At 71.7% G+C, this 15,727-nt stretch carries 14 protein-coding genes; 8 read left to right on the forward strand and 6 right to left on the reverse strand.

What is annotated here, in order from left to right; genetic code table 11:
• Positions 1 to 85 precede the first annotated feature (85 nt).
• On the reverse strand, positions 86 to 1,216 hold the full coding sequence (locus tag WFI16_RS00200; protein WP_419895774.1) for a type III PLP-dependent enzyme: 1,131 nt from the start codon (positions 1,214 to 1,216) through the stop codon (positions 86 to 88).
• Between the two features lie 398 nt (positions 1,217 to 1,614).
• On the reverse strand, positions 1,615 to 2,286 hold the full coding sequence (locus tag WFI16_RS00205; protein ID WP_419895775.1) for a TetR/AcrR family transcriptional regulator: 672 nt from the start codon (positions 2,284 to 2,286) through the stop codon (positions 1,615 to 1,617).
• A gap of 138 nt (positions 2,287 to 2,424) precedes the next feature.
• Between WFI16_RS00205 and WFI16_RS00210 the strand changes: the two genes are divergently transcribed.
• Together WFI16_RS00210 and WFI16_RS00215 are read left to right on the forward strand one after the other, a co-directional pair.
• Positions 2,425 to 3,603: an HlyD family secretion protein gene (locus WFI16_RS00210; RefSeq protein WP_419895776.1), complete on the forward strand. Its 1,179-nt coding sequence runs from the start codon at positions 2,425 to 2,427 to the stop codon at positions 3,601 to 3,603.
• 14 nt (positions 3,604 to 3,617) lie between these two features.
• On the forward strand, positions 3,618 to 5,198 hold the full coding sequence (locus WFI16_RS00215; RefSeq protein ID WP_419895777.1) for a DHA2 family efflux MFS transporter permease subunit: 1,581 nt from the start codon (positions 3,618 to 3,620) through the stop codon (positions 5,196 to 5,198).
• A 130-nt stretch (positions 5,199 to 5,328) separates the two neighbouring features.
• Here the strand turns inward: WFI16_RS00215 and WFI16_RS00220 are convergent, their stop codons facing one another.
• From WFI16_RS00220 to WFI16_RS00235, 4 genes are all read right to left on the reverse strand, one after another.
• Positions 5,329 to 5,601, reverse strand: a complete 273-nt coding sequence (locus WFI16_RS00220) for a hypothetical protein (RefSeq protein ID WP_419895778.1) — start codon at positions 5,599 to 5,601, stop codon at positions 5,329 to 5,331.
• Positions 5,598 to 6,407 carry a thiazole synthase gene (locus WFI16_RS00225; RefSeq protein ID WP_419895779.1) on the reverse strand — a complete coding sequence of 270 codons (810 nt, stop codon included), beginning with the start codon at positions 6,405 to 6,407 and terminating at the stop codon, positions 5,598 to 5,600. The genes WFI16_RS00220 and WFI16_RS00225 overlap by 4 nt, the downstream gene beginning before the upstream one ends.
• A gap of 4 nt (positions 6,408 to 6,411) precedes the next feature.
• The gene (gene thiS, locus WFI16_RS00230; RefSeq protein WP_419895780.1) at positions 6,412 to 6,624 is read right to left on the reverse strand and encodes a sulfur carrier protein ThiS; all 213 of its coding nucleotides are present in this window, start codon (positions 6,622 to 6,624) and stop codon (positions 6,412 to 6,414) included.
• 84 nt (positions 6,625 to 6,708) lie between these two features.
• Entirely contained in the window at positions 6,709 to 7,416 is a 708-nt protein-coding gene (locus tag WFI16_RS00235; RefSeq protein ID WP_419895781.1) for a hypothetical protein, read from the reverse strand.
• Between the two features lie 361 nt (positions 7,417 to 7,777).
• Between WFI16_RS00235 and WFI16_RS00240 the strand changes: the two genes are divergently transcribed.
• The 6 genes from WFI16_RS00240 (at position 7,778) to mprF (ending at position 15,721) form a co-directional block, all read left to right on the forward strand.
• Entirely contained in the window at positions 7,778 to 9,790 is a 2,013-nt protein-coding gene (locus WFI16_RS00240) for a BCCT family transporter (RefSeq protein ID WP_419895782.1), read from the forward strand.
• A gap of 121 nt (positions 9,791 to 9,911) precedes the next feature.
• Positions 9,912 to 10,247: a four-helix bundle copper-binding protein gene (locus WFI16_RS00245; protein ID WP_419895783.1), complete on the forward strand. Its 336-nt coding sequence runs from the start codon at positions 9,912 to 9,914 to the stop codon at positions 10,245 to 10,247.
• Positions 10,248 to 10,474: 227 nt separating this feature from the next.
• Positions 10,475 to 10,930 (forward strand): type II 3-dehydroquinate dehydratase, encoded by a 456-nt coding sequence (aroQ, locus tag WFI16_RS00250; protein ID WP_307139755.1) that lies wholly within the window; start codon positions 10,475 to 10,477, stop codon positions 10,928 to 10,930.
• Between the two features lie 28 nt (positions 10,931 to 10,958).
• On the forward strand, positions 10,959 to 11,429 hold the full coding sequence (gene accB / locus WFI16_RS00255; RefSeq protein ID WP_419895784.1) for an acetyl-CoA carboxylase biotin carboxyl carrier protein: 471 nt from the start codon (positions 10,959 to 10,961) through the stop codon (positions 11,427 to 11,429).
• Positions 11,430 to 11,439: 10 nt separating this feature from the next.
• The gene (gene accC / locus WFI16_RS00260) at positions 11,440 to 12,783 is read left to right on the forward strand and encodes an acetyl-CoA carboxylase biotin carboxylase subunit (protein WP_419895785.1); all 1,344 of its coding nucleotides are present in this window, start codon (positions 11,440 to 11,442) and stop codon (positions 12,781 to 12,783) included.
• A gap of 286 nt (positions 12,784 to 13,069) precedes the next feature.
• A complete protein-coding gene (mprF, locus tag WFI16_RS00265) occupies positions 13,070 to 15,721 on the forward strand; it encodes a bifunctional lysylphosphatidylglycerol flippase/synthetase MprF (protein WP_419895786.1) in 2,652 nt (883 codons plus the stop codon).
• The last annotated feature ends 6 nt before the right edge of the window (positions 15,722 to 15,727 follow it).

Below are 15,727 nucleotides of genomic sequence, written 5' to 3' on the forward strand. Positions count from 1 at the left end.
AAAATACACAAACGGCCGGAAGGGTTGCCCCTTCCGGCCGTCCGGTCACCGTGGCTCAGCCCCAGGCTGGGCCAGGATGCTGGGCTCAGATGTAGTATTCCTTCAGCGGCGCGAAGCCGTTGAAGCCCTGGCTGGCATAGGTCGTGACATAGGCGCCGGTGGAGAGCAGCTCCACGCGGTCGCCGCTGTCGAGCGCCAGCGGCAGGCGGTAGTTCGACTTCTCGTACAGCGTGTCGGTGCTGTCGCAGGTGGGGCCGGCGATGGTCACCGGACCCTCGGCGCCGCCATCATGCGGCGTGCGGAAGGCATACTTGATCGCCTCGCCCTCGGTCTCGGCCAGGCCGCCGAAACGGCCGATGTCGAGATAGACCCAGCGCACCGGATCGTCCTTCTCCTTGCGCGAGACCAGCACGACCTCGGAGGAGAGGATGCCGGCATCGCCGACCATGAAGCGGCCCGGCTCGATCAGGATCTCCGGCAGGGCATTGCCGAAATGCTCGACCATGGCGCCCATGATGGCATCGCCGAAGTCGTTGATCTCGGGCACTTCCTGGCGGTAGCGCACCGGGTAGCCGCCACCCAGGTTGGCCATGCGCAGGTTGATGCCGGCGTCCTTCAGGTCGCTGAACACCATCGCCACGCGGGCGATCGCCGCCTGGTAGGCATCGGTGCGGGTCTGCTGGCTGCCGACATGGAAGGAGATGCCATAGGGGTCGAGGCCCAGGTCGCGCGCCTGGATCATCAGCTCCTTGGCCATCTCCGCCTCGCAGCCGAACTTCTTCGACAGCGGCCACTCGGCGCCGACATTGCCGACCAGGATGCGGCAATAGACCTTGGCGCCCGGGGCCGAGCGCGCCAGCTTCCGCAGCTCGCCCTCGGAGTCGAAGGCGAACATGCGCACGCCGGCGGCGAAGGCGGCCTGGATGGCGCTCTCCTTCTTCACCGTGTTGCCGAAGGAGATCGCCTCGGGCGCCGCGCCGGCGTCCAGGCACATCTGCACCTCCTCGAGCGAGGCGGCGTCGAAGCTGGACTGCAGGTCGACCAGGCGGCCGAGGATCGGCGCCGCCGGATTGGCCTTCACCGCATAATAGATGCGGGCGGCCGGCATCGCGGCCTTCAGCCGGCCGTAATTCTCGGCGACGCGGTCGACGTCGACGACGAGGCACGGGGTCGCCGGGGCGACGTCGCGCAGGAAGCGGGAGACCTTCGAGGTCATCGCACACCCTCCATCCGTAATGCGGAGGACCGGCCTCGATGAGCGAGGCGCGGCCCCAAGTTGACGAAACGGTCGAACGAACCAGCGACCAAGAGAGGCCGGCAGTCGGGCTTGCGCCTTTCGCCGGGGTTGCCAGAACGCTTGACGTCGTTGCGTAAACCTTTGGCCGACAAGGGTCGGCCTGGGGCCAGAGGCACGTGCGTACTGCGTCTGCGGCGGCATATAGAGATGCACGCCGCCGACGCAAAGAGTTTTCTGGGATGCGACCCGGTTTTTTTCCGCATGCCTCCCCTGCGGCGCCGGAAACTTCCCCCGAGCCAGGGCGGGGCGGCAGGGGGGCTTTCCGGCCGGAATGGTCGCCGGGGCGAATCCCTCCGGCCGCGACTCGCCGAGCTTCGTTACATCCCGGCCGTCACATCCGGGTGGTCATCTCCAGCCTCGGCCGGCGCCGCCCCGTAGAGCCGCGCGATGGCCCGCGCCGCGGCTGCGGCCAGGGGGCGGATGTCGTCATCGGTCACCGGCCCGCTCAGCCCGAGCGTGGCGCGCAGGAACAAATCGCCGCGCAACAGGGCGAAGAACTGCTCGGCCACCAGGGGCAGGGGGGCATCGGGCTGCAGCCGGCCGCGCGCCGCCTCGCCCGCCAGCCAGTCCAGCAGCCAGCCGCGCAGCGTCACCGGCCCGGCGGCGTAGAAGGCCTGGGCCAGCTCCGGCACCCGGGCGCCCTCGGAGACCACCACCCGGTGCAGCGCCCGCACCCGCGGCCGCAGCAGGAAGCGCAGCCAATGCGTCCCCAGCTCGGCCAGCGCCGCCTCCAGCGGCTGCGCATGGTCGGACAGCGCCTGCGGCACCAGCGCCTGCATCTGCCGGCAATTCTCCTCGACGATCTCCTGGAACAGCGCGTCCTTGCCGGAGAAATGCGCATAGAGCGTCGCCTTCGACACCTGCGCCGCCCGCGCCACCGCATCCATCGACACCGGGCCGAAGCCCTCCTGCATGAACAGCTGGGCGGCGGCATCCAGGATGGCGCGGCGCTTGGGCGAGATCTCGGCGGTGGCGAGGCTGAGGGACATGATGCGCTGGAGTAGGGGCGAAGCACCTCCGGCTTCAAGGGTAAACTGAACGGTTCAGTTCACTCTTGACGCCGCGGAGGTCAGGGCGCATCTGCATCCCGCACTGAACTGAACCGTTCAGTTTGTGGATGTCCTGTCATGAACGCTCCCGTCTCCCCTTCCGCCGCCGCTGAGGCGGCCCGGGCCGCCAAGGCTACGCCGCCGACGCCGCCCCGCCGCGGCGGGCTGCGCCGCCGGCTGCTGCTGCGCGTCCTGCCGGTGCTGGTGCTGGCCGGGCTGGCGGTGGGCGGCAACTGGTACTGGCAGACCGGCCGCTTCCTGGCCGAGACCGACGACGCCTATGTCCAGGGTGACATCGCCGTGCTCAGCCCACGCATCGAGGCGAATGTCGCCGCCATCCTGGTGGGCGACAACCAGAGGGTGACGGCGGGCGAGGTGCTGCTGCGCCTCGACGACCGCGATGCCCGGCTGCAGCAGCGCCAGGCCGAGGCCAGCCTGGCCGAGGCCGAGGCCGCCATCGTCACCGCCCGCGAGACGCTCGCCCAGATGGAGTCGCAGATCGCCGCCGCCGAGGCGCAGATCGAGACGGCGCGTGCCGAGCAGGTCCGCGCCGGCGCCGATGCCCGCCGCACCGAGGCGCTGGTGGGCGGCGGCTGGTCCTCCCGCCAGTCGGCCGACCAGGCGATCGCCGCGCAGCGCAAGGCCGATGCCGCGCGCCAGGCCGCCGAGGCCGAGCTGGCCGTGCGCCGCCAGGCGCTGCCGGTGCAGCGCGCCCAGCTGGCCCAGGCGACCGCCCGCCGCGACCAGGCCGCCGCCGCCCTGGCGCTGGCCGGCAACACCCTGTCCTATACCGAGATCCGCGCCCCCTTCGACGGCATCGTCGGCAACCGCGCGGCGCAGCTCGGCCAGCATGTGCGGCCCGGCCAGCAGCTGATCGCCGTCTCGCCGCCGCCGGCCGCGCTCTATGTCACGGCCAATTTCAAGGAGACCCAGCTGGCCGGCATGCGCCCGGGCCAGCCGGCCGAGATCAAGGTCGATGCCATCCCCGGCCATGCCCTGCATGCCCGGGTCGACAGCTTCGCGCCCGCGACCGGCAGCCAGTTCAGCCTGCTGCCGCCGGAGAACGCCACCGGCAACTTCACCAAGATCGTCCAGCGCGTGCCGGTGAAGCTGGTGCTCGAGCCGGGCCAGAACGCCGAGGCCATCGCGCGGCTGCGCCCCGGCCTCTCGGTGGTGGCCGAGATCGACACCCGCGCCGATCCCGCTGCCCCGCGCGGGGTCTTCGCCGCCGCCGCCGCGACGCTCGGCCTGCGCTGAGAGGCCAGGGTGTCATGAGCGCCACCACGGCCCGTCCCGGCGCCCCCGCGGCGCCGGTGGGAAAAATGTCGCCGCGGGCAATGGTCGGCTTCATGGCCATGGTCTTCGGCATGTTCATGGCGATCCTGGACATCCAGATCGTCTCGGCCTCGATCTCCGAGATCCAGGCCGGCCTCGCCGCCAGCCCGGACGAGGCCAGCTGGGTGCAGACCAGCTACCTGATCGCCGAGATCGTCATGATCCCGCTCTCGGGTTTCCTGTCGCGGCTGCTGTCGACGCGGGTGCTGTTCACCGTCTCGGCGCTGGGCTTCACCGTCTTCTCGCTGGCCTGCGCCATGGCCAGCAGCCTGGGTCTGATGGTGGTGTTCCGCGCCGCCCAGGGCTTCATCGGCGGCGCCATGATCCCCACCGTCTTCGCCGCCAGTTTTCTGCTCTTTCCGGGCGCCAGGCGGGCCAATGCGATGGTGCTGATCGGCCTCACCGCGACGCTGGCGCCGACCATCGGCCCGACGCTGGGCGGCTGGCTGACGCAGTCCTTCTCCTGGCACTGGCTGTTCCTGATCAACGTGCCGATCGGCGCGCTGATCGCCCTGGTCGTCTGGAACACCGTCGACATCGACCAGGCCGACCCGAAGCTGCTGGCCCGCTTCGACTGGTGGGGGCTGCTGTTCATGGCGCTGTTCCTGGGCAGCCTGGAATACGTCATGGAGGAAGGCCCGCGCTGGGACTGGCTGCAGGACGAGACCGTCGCCAGCTTCGCCGCCATCGGCAGCATCGCCGGCGCCCTGTTCTTCTGGCGGGCGCTGTCCCGCGACGAGCCGATCGTCGACCTGCGCGCCTTCGCCAACCGGAATTTTTCGCTCGGCTGCGTGCTCAGCTTCACCATGGGGATCGGGCTCTATGGCTCGGTCTACCTGATCCCGCTCTTCCTCGGGCGGGTGCGCGGCTACAACTCGATGCAGATCGGCGAGGTGATGTTCATCACCGGCCTCTGCATGTTCGCCGCCGCCCCCTTTGTCGGCCGGCTGCTGCAGCGGGTCGATCCGCGCTGGCTCCTGGCCCTCGGCCTGACCCTGTTCTTCCTGGCGCTCTACCTGACCGCCGGCCTGACCAGCCAGCATGCCTTCGCCGAGATGGCCTTCCCGCTCGGGCTGCGCGGCGTCGCCATGATGATGTGCATGGCGCCGATCAACGCCATGGCGCTGGGCACCATCCCGCCGGCGCAGCTGAAGGGGGCGTCGGGCCTCTACAACCTGATGCGCAACCTGGGCGGCGCGGTCGGGCTGGCGATCATCAACACCCTGGTGACCGACCGCTCCTACCTGCACCGGCTGCACCTGGCCGAGGCGCTGAACTGGGCGCGCCCGGCCGTCGCCCGCTACCAGGACACGCTGAGCGCGGCCATGGAGGGGCGCCTCGGCGATGCTTCCGACATCGCGGCGCTGGCGCGGATGAAGAACCTGGTGGTGCAGCAGGCGCTGGTGCTGGCCTATAACGACACGCTGCTGGTCATGGCCGGCTGCTTCCTGGCCTCGCTGCTGCTGGTGCCGCTGCTGAAGAAGGCGAGGGCTGGGGGCGGCGGGGACGCGCATTAAGGGCGACCAGGGGGAAGGGGCGGGACCTGCGGCCGGCGTCGCCGGCCGAGGCGCCGAAGGGCGCCCGCGGCCTATGCCGCGAAGCCAAGCGCGCGGAGCGCGCGCCCGGCGCTTGAGGGCACCAAAAAGCTCAGTTCATCATCATGCAGCGGCTGCGGGTGTCCTCGCGCCGGCTGATCACCTGGCAGGTGACCCACTTGCCATCCTTGTGCAGCACATAGCCGATGCCGCCCAGATTTCCGGCCATGCCGGAGATCTGCCAGCCCTCGTCCAGCAGCGCCTGCAGCGGCCGGTCGATCTCGCGGAACAGCGTCTCCTGCCCGGGCTGCGGCGGGCCGCCCTGGGCGGCGGCGCCACCGGCGGCCGCCACCAGGCAGAGGCCCGCCAGCAGGAGGGCCCTCACTTGATCAGGCCGGACATCGGGCTGGACGCATCCGCCGAATAGTTCCGCGGCATCCGCCCGGCGAGGTAGGCATGCCGCCCGGCCTCGACCGCCGCCTTCATGGCGCGCGCCATGCGCACCGGCGCCTTGGCATGGGCGATCGCCGAGTTCAGCAGCACCGCGTCGCAGCCCAGCTCCATCGCCTGCGCCGCCTCGCTGGCGGTGCCGATGCCGGCATCGACCAGCACCGGCACCTTGGCGTTCTGGATGATCGAGCGCAGCATGAAGGGATTGGTCAGGCCGAGGCCGGAGCCGATCGGCGCGCCCAGCGGCATGACGGCGACGCAGCCCATCTCCTCCAGCCGCTTGGCGGCCAGCGGGTCGTCGGCGCAATAGACCATCACCTGGAAGCCGTCCTTGATCAGGGCCTCCGCCGCCTCGAAGGTCGCCGGCATGTCCGGGTAGAGGAAGGGCGGCGGGCCCAGCACCTCGAGCTTCACCAGGTTCCAGCCGCCGGCCTCGCGCGCCAGGCGCAGCGTGCGCACCGCGTCCTGCGCGGTGTGGCAGCCGGCGGTGTTGGGCAGGTAGGTGTAGGTCTTCGGGTCGACGAAGTCCTGCAGCATCGGCGCGCCAGGATCCGACAGGTTGACCCGGCGGACGGCGACGGTGACGATCTCGGCGCCGCTGGCGGCGATCGCCTCGCCGGTCTCCTCCAGCGACTTGTAGCGGCCGGTGCCGACGATCAGCCGGGAGCGGAAGCGCTGCCCCGCGACCTCCCAGGAATCCTCGTCCGGGGTCGTGCCGCCCTGGTTCTGCATGCCGTCCATGGGATCAGCCCCCACCGATGAAGTGTACGATCTCGAGCGTGTCGCCCGCCGCCAGCGCGGTCGCGGCATAGGCGGAGCGCGGCACGATCTCCAGGTTGCGCTCGACCGCCACCTTGCGGATGTCGAGGCTCAGCACCGCCAGCAGGTCGGCGACCGTCGCCGGCTGACGAATGGAACGGGCTTCCCCGTTGATGGTGATGTCGATGCTCTCCGCCATGCGGCGGAATGTGGCGCGGGCCGCGCCCGGGGGGAAGGGGGGCGCCGGCAGATCACCGCCGCGCCCCACGCTTGGGTCGGCGCCTCAGATGGCGCGCTGCAGGCCCGGCCAGTTCGGCAGCGCCGGCGACGGCCCGGTGGAAGGCGTGGCCGCCGGCGCCGGGCTGGCGGAGGGCGCCTCGCCGCCGGCGGGCGGCGGCAGCGACTCCTGCGTGGGCGCCGCCGGCAGCGGCGCGGTGCCGCCGGTGGGCGCCGCGGCCGGGCCGCCTTCCTGCGGCACGACCGGCGCGGAACCCGGCGTCGGCCCCGGCACCAGGGGGGGCACCGGGCCGGGCGGGTTCTCGTTCGGCACGGTGTAGTCGGGCACGATGCGCGCCTGGGCGCCGGCGATCACCAGCACCTTCTGGCCGATCGCCAGCGGCGTCTCGTCGCGCTGGGTGACCGAGATCATCTCGCCATTCGGCTTGCGCACGACGTATTCATAGCCGTCGGTCTGCCCCACCCCCTTCTCGGAGGCGGCGCCGAGCAGCCCGCCGATCAGCCCGCCGCCGATGCCGGCGAAGGCCGAGGTGATGTCGCCGCCGCCCACCCGGGTCCCGGCTACGCCGCCCGCCGCGGCGCCCGCCGCCGCGCCGGTCGAGCCATCGGCCGAGATCATCACCGCGCGCCGCCCGACCACCACCCCGGCCTCGACCTTGTTGGCCTGCTGCACGGCGCGGCTGGCATAGGTGTCGGGGGAATAGCTCGGGCTGCAGGCGGCCAGCAGGGCCAGGCCGGCCAGCGCCAGCAGCACCGGCCCGGGCCGGCGAGACGAGCGAGGCGCTGGCCCAGGACGGGAGGCGAGACACGGCATGGGTGAGGAACTCCTGCAACACGCTGCGGCGCAACCTAGGAAGCCGGCCGCCGCCTGTCATCCCGCGGTGTGGCGGGGCACCCATGAAGCGGCGCCGCACCGGCGCCTGCCAAAGCCCTTGTGATCCGGCCCGGCACCATGTGGCAGCACGAGCTCAACCTTTCCGGCCGGGCGGCGTTGCAAGCTCGCCGGGCCGTGCCTCCGCCCGGCTGAACGGCGGGTCGCGGCCGGCATTCCCTTTTGCCGCCCGTGTCCCGCACCCTTCGTCCGGCTTCGGCCCCACAATCCAGGAAGCGCCGCCATGTCCGACGCCCCCGCCGCGCCACCCCCCGCCGCGCCACCCTCCATCGCCCCGCCGCCGGAGGCGGCCTCCCCGATCAACCGCACCGTCTTCGGCGCCTCCGCCCTGCTGATCCTGGCCTTCGTCGCCTTCGGCGTGCTGGCGCCGGACGCCGCCGCCCGCGCCTTCGGCGCGGTGCAGGGCTGGATCACCGCGGAGCTCGGCTGGTTCTACCTGCTGGCGGTGGCCTGCTTCGTCGTCTTCATCGCGCTGCTGGCCCTCGGCGGCAGCGGCCGCATCCGCCTCGGCCCCAACCATTCCGAGCCGGAATTCAGCTATACTGCCTGGTTCGCCATGCTGTTCAGCGCCGGCATGGGCATCGGCCTGGTGTTCTTCGGCGTGGCCGAGCCGGTGACGCATTTCCTCAGCCCGCCCGAGGGCGACCCGGCCAGCATCGCCGCCGCCCGCAATGCGCTGCGGCTGAGCTATTTCCACTGGGGCCTGCATGCCTGGGCGATCTATGCGGTGGTCGGCCTCAGCCTGGCCTATTTCAGCTTCCGCCACGGCCTGCCGCTGACCGTCCGCTCCGCCCTCTACCCGCTGATCGGCGACCGCATCCGCGGGCCGATCGGCGATGCGGTCGACGTTTTCGCGGTGATCGGCACCATGTTCGGCGTCGCCACCTCGCTCGGCCTTGGCGCGCTGCAGGTCAATGCCGGGCTGTCGCATGTGCTGGGCGTGCCGGTCAGCTTCGGGGTGCAGCTGGCGCTGATCGGCGGCATCACCGCGCTGGCCACGCTCTCGGTCGCCTCCGGCCTCGACAAGGGCATCAAGCTGCTCAGCAACGCCAACCTGCTGATGGCCACCGCCCTGATGCTGTTCGTCTTCGCGGTCGGCCCCACCACCTTCCTGCTGCGCAGCTTCGTGCAGAACCTGGGCGGCTATATCGACCAGTTCGCGCTGCGCACCTTCAACATGTACGCCTATGACCCGAAGGACTGGCTGGCCGACTGGACGCTGTTCTACTGGGGCTGGTGGATCGCCTGGTCGCCCTTCGTCGGCATGTTCATCGCCCGCATCTCGCGCGGGCGGACCATCCGGGAGTTCATCCTGGGCGTGCTGCTGGTGCCGGCCGGCTTCACCTTCGCCTGGATGACGGTGTTCGGCGACAGCGCCCTCTGGCTGCACCTGTCGGGCACCACCACGGCGGTGTCGCAGGCGGTGCAGGGCGATGTCACCCTGGCGCTGTTCGCCTTCCTCGAGCAGTTCCCGCTGGCCGGCATCTCCTCCTGGCTGGCGATGCTGTTGATCGTCACCTTCTTCATCACCTCGGCCGACAGCGCGGCGCTGGTGGTCAGCACCATCACCGCCGGCGGGCGCGACGTGGTGCCGCTGTGGCAGCGCGTCTTCTGGGCGGTCGCCTCCGGCCTGATCGCCGCCGCCCTGCTGGCCTCGGGCGAGGGGCTGAAGGCGCTGCAGACGGCGGCCATCGCCAGCGCCCTGCCGTTTGCCGTGGTCATGCTGCTGATGGCCTATGGGCTGTGGCGCGCCCTGCAGCGGGAGGGGCTGCGCCAGGACGCGCTGGCGCAGAACCTGCCGCCGCGCCAGGGCCGCTCCTGGCAGCGCCAGCTGCAGGGCATCCTGGCGCATCCGACCCGTCAGGCCGGGCTCGGCTTCGTCGCCAGCACCGCCGCCCCGGCGCTGGAGGCGGTGGCGGCCGAGCTGCGCGGCCGTGGCCTGGCGGCCGAGGTGGAGTCGCGCGAGGACCGGCTGCGCCTGATCACCATGCCCGGTGCGCCGGAGGAGTTCCGCTACGGCATCCGCCTGCGCCGCTACGCCATGCCGAGCTTCGCCTATTTCGAGAGCCGGCCCGAGCAGGAGCAGCGCGAGCACTACTGGCGCGCCGAGGTGTTCCTGGAGGATGGCAGCCAGGATTACGACGTGATGGACCTGACGCGGGAGGAGCTGATCCAGGACGTGCTCTCGCAATACGAGCGGCACTTCCAGTTCCTGCACGCCAGCCGCGCCCTGTAGCGGCCGCCGCCGCCAGGCGGAGGCCGGCCAGGGGCAGCGGGGAGGAATCTCGGGGGCGGGGGCCGGTGCAACCGCCCCCGCCGGCCCCGGTTCTGGAGACAGGCATCACAGGAAATCCGCCATGTCTCCGCTTTCCGCCGCCATGCGCGCCTGCATCGACAACTGCCTGGCCTGCTACGCCACCTGCCTCGGCAGCCTGTCCGGCCATTGCCTGGAGGCGGGCGGCCGCCACACCGCCCCCGACCATGTCCGGCTGATGCTGGCCTGCGCCGAGATCTGCCGCACCTCGGCGCATTTCATGCTGCTGGGCACCCCGCACCACCGGCACACCTGCGCCGAATGCGCCGAGATCTGCCGCGAATGCGCCGCCGAATGCGAGGCGTTGGGCGGCATGGAGGATTGCGTCGCCGCCTGCCGCCGCTGTGCCGAGAGCTGCGCCGCCATGGCGGCCGGCTGAGGCCATCGGCGACGGCGCGGCCCGCCGCTGGCTGGGAAATCCAGCGGCTGCCGCGGATTTCAGGGGGTGGCGAGGGCGGTGCCCTTGCCAGCGCGGCCGAAGCGGCCCAAAGGCGAATGCTTGCGGGGCGGAAACGCCCCGTGCTAGGCGCCGCCCACCGGACCGCTCGGGACCCGGCGCGTCGCGCCAGGCCGAACGCCTCCGCTCCCCCCTTCCGGGAATCACACGTGAACCCGCCGCTGATCTTCGTCCTGAACGGTCCCAATCTGAACCTGCTCGGCACCCGCCAGCCGGAGATCTATGGCTCCGAGACGCTGGACGATATCGAGGCGCTCTGCGCCGAGACCGCCGACGCCCTCGACCTGGCGATCGACTTCCGCCAGACCAATGTCGAGGGCGAGCTGATCTCCTGGGTGCAGGAGGCGCGCAACATGGCGGCGGGGATCATCATCAATCCGGCTGGCTACAGCCATACCTCGATCGCGCTGATGGATGCCTTGCTGGCGTCCGACCTGCCGGTGGTCGAGGTGCATCTCAGCAACATCCACCGCCGGGAATCCTTCCGGCACCTGTCCTATGTGTCGCGCGCGGCGCAGGGCGTGATCTGCGGCCTGGGGCCGCATGGCTACGCCCTGGCGTTGCGCGGCATCGCCGGCATCCTGGCCCAGGCGGACCAGGACTGACGGCGGGCAGGGGTATCAGAGAGGTTCCATGAGCGGCATTTCCTTCACCCCGGACGCGGTCCGGGCCCTGGCGCAGATCCTGCGCGAGACGGACCTGACCGAGATCGAGCTGGCCGACGGCGAGGCGCGGCTGCGCGTCACCCGCACGGTCACCGTGGCGCCGACCGTGGTCGCCGCGGCCGCTCCCGTGGCCGCGGCGCCGGTCGCGGCCGCCGCGGCCCCGGCGGCGGCTGCCGCGCCGGTTGCCGAGGTCTCGGCCAGCACGCCGGGCGCCGTCACCTCGCCGATGGTCGGCGTCGCCTACCTGGCCCCCGAGCCGGGCGCCGCGCCCTTCATCACGCTGGGCGCCAAGGTCGCCGCCGGGCAGACGCTGCTGCTGATCGAGGCGATGAAGACCTTCAACCAGATCAAGGCGCCGAAGGCCGGCACCGTGACCCGGATCCTGGTCGAGAGCGGCTCGCCGGTCGAATATGGCGAGCCCCTGCTGGTGGTCGAGTAAGGCCCCCCGCATGTTCAAGAAGGTACTGATCGCCAACCGCGGCGAGATCGCGCTGCGCGTCCACCGCGCCTGCCAGGAGATGGGCATCAAGACGGTGGCCGTGCATTCCACGGCCGACGCCACCGCCATGCATGTCCGCCTGGCCGATGAGAGCGTCTGCATCGGCCCGCCGGCGGCGCGCGACAGCTACCTGAACGTCGCCGCCATCCTCTCGGCGGCGGCCATCACCGGGGCCGAGGCGATCCATCCCGGCTATGGCTTCCTGTCGGAGAATGCCAGCTTCGCCGAGATGGTCGAGGCGCATGGCTTCACCTTCATCGGCCCGACCGCCGAGCATATCCGCATGATGGGCGACAAGATCGCCGCCAAGCAGGCGATGATGTCGCTCGGCGTGCCGCTGGTGCCCGGCTCGGATGGCGAGCTCGCCAGCCTGGAGGAAGCCCGCGCCGTCGCCGAGACCATCAAGTACCCGGTGCTGATCAAGGCCGCCGCCGGCGGTGGCGGGCGCGGCATGAAGGTCGCGCACTCGGCCGACGAGCTGGAGGAGGCCTGGCGCGTCGCCCGCACCGAGGCCAAGGCCGCCTTCGGTAACGACGCCGTCTACATGGAGAAGTACCTGGACCGGCCGCGGCATATCGAGCTGCAGGTGATGGCCGACATGCACGGCAATGTGGTGCATTTCGGCGAGCGCGACTGCTCGCTGCAGCGCCGCCACCAGAAGCTGGTCGAGGAGGCGGGCTCCCCCGCGCTGACGCCCGCCGAGCGCGCGGCGATCGGCGCCCAGGTGACCTCCGGCCTGTCCAAGCTCGGCTACCGCAATGCCGGCACGCTGGAATTCCTCTGGCAGGACGGCCAGTTCAGCTTCATCGAGATGAACACCCGCCTGCAGGTCGAGCATCCGGTGACCGAGATGGTCTGCGGCATCGACTTGGTGAAGGAGCAGCTGCGCGTCGCCGCCGGCGAGCCGCTCGGCTACACCCAGGACGATATTTCCTTCAATGGCCATGCCATCGAATGCCGGATCACCGCCGAGGACCCGGAGACCTTCGCGCCCTCGCCGGGGCGGGTGAACACCTACCACGCGCCGGGCGGGCTCGGCGTGCGGGTCGATAGCGCGCTCTACTCGGGCTATGCCGTGCCGCCGCATTACGACAGCCTGGTGGCCAAGCTGGTGGTGCACGGCAAGACCCGGGCCGAGGCGATCAGCCGCATGCGCCGGGCGCTGGGCGAGATGGTGGTGGACGGCATCCGCACCACCCTGCCGCTGCACCAGCGCATCATGGACGACGCCCAGTTCCAGTCGGGCGACTACACCATCCACTGGCTGGAACGCTTCGTCGGTCAGCAGCACTGAACCGGGTGGCGGCGGGATCCCTCGCCGCTGAAGCAGCCCTGCACCGCCCCGGCCTGGCGCCGGGGCGACCGCCGCCCCGGGCCGGTGGCCCTGCGGCCCGGCGAGGCGCCTGCCGGGCGGCACCTTTCCGGAACGCATCGTGGCCGGGGGGCCACTATCTCTTCATCATTTCGCTATCCCCTGGCCGCAGCCTGGGGGCCAGCCTGACGTTTGCCGTGTGGCGGCTTTTCACCCCTGGCCCGCCTGCCCACTTCTTTGCCGGCCTCCTGCCTTCTGGGAATGCTTGATGAACGGCCTGTCTTCCGCGCCCCCGCCCCCCGAGGTCAGCACGCGGCAGAGCGAGGCGCCCCCGCCGGCGGATGCCCGGCGGGCGCGGCGCTGGGCGATCCTGAAGCCCTGGCTGCTGCTGGGCGGCGGCGTGCTGATGGCGGCGCTGGCGCTCTTCGCGCTGCATGGCCTGTCGCACGAGCTGGACTATGCGACGGTCATGGCCGGCGTGACCGAGGAAAGCCCCTGGACCCTGGCCGCCGCGGTCGGCGCCACGGCGCTCAGCTTCCTGGCGATGACCGGCTACGACCTTTCGGCGGCGCGCTACGTGGCGCCGGGGGCGGTGCCGAAGCGGATCGCCATGCTGGCCGCCTTCTGCGGCTTCGCGCTGAGCAACACGGTGGGCGTCGGCGCCTTCACCGGCGCCGCGGTGCGCTGGCGCATCTATGCCGCCGCCGGGGTGAAGCCGGAGCGCATCACCCGGCTGCTGGTCTTCGTCACCGCGAGCTTCGTGCTCGGCCTCTTCGCGGTCGGCGCGCTGGGGCTGCTGGCCACGGCCGAATCGGTCGATGACTGGTCCGGCCTGCCGCCCGCCTTGCTGCGCGGCATCGCCCTGGCGGTGCTGGGCGGGCTGGCGCTGGTCGCCGTCATCGGCCGGCTGAAGCCGGGCGGCCTGCGCCTCGGCCGGCACGCGCTGCGGGTGCCGCCGGCGCGGCTGATCCTGTTCCAGGGCCTGGTCTCGCTGGTCGATATCGGCGCCGCCGCCACGGTGCTCTGGCTGCTGCTGCCGGAGGGCGCGGTCGACCTGCCCTTCTTCATGGCGCTGTATTCGGTGGCCATCGCCATCGGCGCGGCCAGCCACCTGCCGGGCGGCATCGGCGTCTTCGAGGCCGTGGTGCTGATGGCCTTCCGCGACACCGGCGTGCCGCTGGACCAGGTGGCCACCGCCCTGGTGCTCTACCGCTTCATCTATTTCGCCCTGCCGCTCGGCCTGGCGCTGCTGCTGCTGGCCGGCTTCGAGGCCAGCCGCCGCGCGCATCTGCTGGAGGGCGGCACCCGCGCGGTGCGGGCGGCGACCCGGCTGATGCCGCGCTTCCTGGGCGCCACCGCCTTTGCCGCCGGCGCCGCGCTGCTGTTCGGCGGCGTCACCCCGCCGCTGGGCGAGGCGCCCGGCCTGCTGGCGCCCGCCCTGCCGCTGCCGCTGTTCGAGGCCAGCCACCTGCTGGCCAGCGTCGGCGGCCTGGCGCTGATCGTCGTGGCGCATGGGCTGGTGCACCGGCTGGACGGCGCCTGGTGGCTGGCGCTGGTGCTGGCGGTCGGCAGCTTCTGCCTGTCGCTGGCGCGCGGCGGCGGCGAGCTGGAGCTCGGCCTGCTGGCGCTGCTGGCGGTGGCGCTGATCACCTCGCACGACCGCTTCGACCGCCGGGCGCGGATGCTGACGCCGAGCTTCACCCCCGGCTGGTGGGCCGCCGTGATCGGCGTGGTGGCGGCGGCCTGCTGGCTGCTGTTCTTCGCGCATCGCGACGTCGAGTATTCGCGCCAGCTCTGGTGGCAGTTCGAGTTCGACGCCTCGGCGCCGCGCGGCATGCGCGCCACGCTGGGCGCGGTGCTGCTGCTCTTCGCCGCCGGGCTGTGGACGCTGCTGCGCCCTGCGCGGCCGCGGGTGCACCCGCCGACGCCCGAGGAACTGGCGCGCGCCGGCGCCATTGCGCGCACCCAGGAGCGCGCCATGGCGCATCTGGTGCACATGGGCGACAAGCCGCTGCTGTTCTCCGAGGATGGCGACAGCTTCATCATGTATGGCCGGCGCGGCCGCTCCTGGGTGGCGCTGGGCGGGCCGGTCGGGCCGAAGGCGCAGCGCGTCGACATGGTCTGGCGCTTCGTCGAGATGGCCGATGCGCAGGGCGGGCGCGCCGCCTTCTACCAGGTGCGGCCGGAGAACCTGCCGCTCTACATCGATGCCGGGCTGCAGCCGCTGAAGCTGGGCGAGGCGGCGCGGGTGCCGCTGGACAGCTTCAGCCTGACCGGCAAGTCGCGCCAGCCGCTGCGCAGCGCGCTGAACCGCGCCGAGCGCGAGGGCCTGACCTTCGCCCTGGTCCCGGCTGCCGAGGTGCCGCCGCTGATGCCGGAGCTGGCCGAGGTCTCGCGCCAGTGGCTCGACCAGCACAAGGCGCGCGAGAAGGCCTTCTCCCTGGGCGCCTTCGATCCGGCCTATGTCGCCGCCGGCCCGGTGGGCGTGGTGCGGGGCCCCGACGGGGCGATCATCGCCTTCGCCACGCTGATGGAGACGCCCGAGGTCAAGGCGGAGATGTCGATCGACCTGATGCGGCACCGCCCCGCCATGCCGCCGGGCACCATGGACTTCCTGTTCCTGAAGCTGATCCTGCTGGCCAAGGAGCAGGGCTACGGCTTCTTCGACCTGGGCATGGCGCCGCTTTCCGGGCTGGCAGCGCACCGGCTGGCGCCGGTCTGGTACCGCCTGGGCGGGCTGGTCTTCCGCCGCGGCGAGCGCTTCTACAACTTCCGCGGCCTGCGCGCCTTCAAGGAGAAGTTCGAGCCGGTCTGGGAGCCGCGCTACCTCTGCACCCCGGGCGGGCTGGACCCCTGGGTGGTGCTGGCCGATGTCGCGGCGCTGCAGTCGGGGGGCTTGCGCGGCGTGATCGGCAAGTGATGGCGA

It is taken from the genome of Roseomonas sp. USHLN139, assembly GCF_037145735.1.
Taxonomy (GTDB): Bacteria; Pseudomonadota; Alphaproteobacteria; order Acetobacterales; family Acetobacteraceae; genus Pseudoroseomonas.

Coding starts and splice junctions, on each gene's coding strand:
- WFI16_RS00205 (WP_419895775.1), bottom strand. CDS start 2,286: ATGTCCCTCAGCCTCGCCACCGCCGAGATCTCGCCCAAGCGCCGCGCC.
- accB (WP_419895784.1), top strand. CDS start 10,959: ATGAGCGGCATTTCCTTCACCCCGGACGCGGTCCGGGCCCTGGCGCAG.
- accC (WP_419895785.1), top strand. CDS start 11,440: ATGTTCAAGAAGGTACTGATCGCCAACCGCGGCGAGATCGCGCTGCGC.
- WFI16_RS00210 (WP_419895776.1), top strand. CDS start 2,425: ATGAACGCTCCCGTCTCCCCTTCCGCCGCCGCTGAGGCGGCCCGGGCC.
- WFI16_RS00240 (WP_419895782.1), top strand. CDS start 7,778: ATGTCCGACGCCCCCGCCGCGCCACCCCCCGCCGCGCCACCCTCCATC.
- WFI16_RS00225 (WP_419895779.1), bottom strand. CDS start 6,407: ATGGACGGCATGCAGAACCAGGGCGGCACGACCCCGGACGAGGATTCC.
- thiS (WP_419895780.1), bottom strand. CDS start 6,624: ATGGCGGAGAGCATCGACATCACCATCAACGGGGAAGCCCGTTCCATT.
- WFI16_RS00215 (WP_419895777.1), top strand. CDS start 3,618: ATGAGCGCCACCACGGCCCGTCCCGGCGCCCCCGCGGCGCCGGTGGGA.
- WFI16_RS00200 (WP_419895774.1), bottom strand. CDS start 1,216: ATGACCTCGAAGGTCTCCCGCTTCCTGCGCGACGTCGCCCCGGCGACC.
- mprF (WP_419895786.1), top strand. CDS start 13,070: ATGAACGGCCTGTCTTCCGCGCCCCCGCCCCCCGAGGTCAGCACGCGG.
- WFI16_RS00245 (WP_419895783.1), top strand. CDS start 9,912: ATGTCTCCGCTTTCCGCCGCCATGCGCGCCTGCATCGACAACTGCCTG.